The sequence below is a fragment of the Proteus myxofaciens ATCC 19692 genome (genome assembly GCF_001654855.1).
Classification (GTDB): domain Bacteria; phylum Pseudomonadota; class Gammaproteobacteria; order Enterobacterales; family Enterobacteriaceae; genus Proteus; species Proteus myxofaciens.
Genome location: NZ_LXEN01000196.1, coordinates 1 through 785, shown reverse-complemented (window position 1 = coordinate 785; position 785 = coordinate 1). Strand labels below are relative to the sequence as shown.

The following is a 785-nucleotide window of genomic DNA, read 5'->3' as shown; positions in this document are numbered from 1 at the left end:
GTCTGAACTCGAAATATAGAGATTAGATAATAAAGAAATGAGGAAAGCTATTCCACTGACAATACAAAAATAAATAATACCAAAAAATAAAAACATATCCGCTATTGAAAGCCAATCCCATTTATCCCAATAATTTCCATTATCATAAATATTTGATACTGAAAAGAAAAACAATATTGAAAAAATAAATGCAGTAACACCACCTAAAATCCAATAAATACTTTTTTTAGCTCGTTGATGCCCAATATAAAATTGACCTGAAATTAAATAAGCCCCATTGTCAGTATAGTTATAGACACCTAATATAATGGGCAATGAATCTTTATCCTCCGATTGTAAATAAAAAACTTCGATATCATCTCCATCAGCAATAAATATATTGTGTTCAGAATAAAAAGAACGATCTTGACTAAAAAGAACAAAAGGATGTTGATTAATACTAAATGAAGCTTGATATAATGAATAACTCGACCTGTATCTGACAATATTTATTTTATCAGCATGATATAATGAAACTTTATCTCTTATTCTTTTAACCGAACTATTTTTAAATTTACATTCTTTATTTTTAGTTAATTTTAGATTAGGCAATTTGCTTTGTTTTATACCAGAAATATCCAACAAAAGGCTATTAAGTGAAGCAGTGTCTTTATGTGCAATAACACTGTCTAATGCTTTTATTCTTTTTTTATGTTTAGGCCGAGTCAGTTTACAAAAAAGATATATTTTTTCGAAAAGATAAACTGTGCCTAGCATAAATAAAAGAACAGAAATAAACCCAAGAA

Annotated in this window: 1 protein-coding gene; it reads right to left on the bottom strand. The window is 27.3% G+C overall.

The window, feature by feature from the left end; all coding sequences use genetic code 11:
• Nucleotides 1–621 (bottom strand): hypothetical protein (locus tag M983_RS16595; protein ID WP_157091989.1); only part of this gene is annotated, 621 nt, incomplete at its 3' end.
• Nucleotides 622–785: the final 164 nt, after the last annotated feature.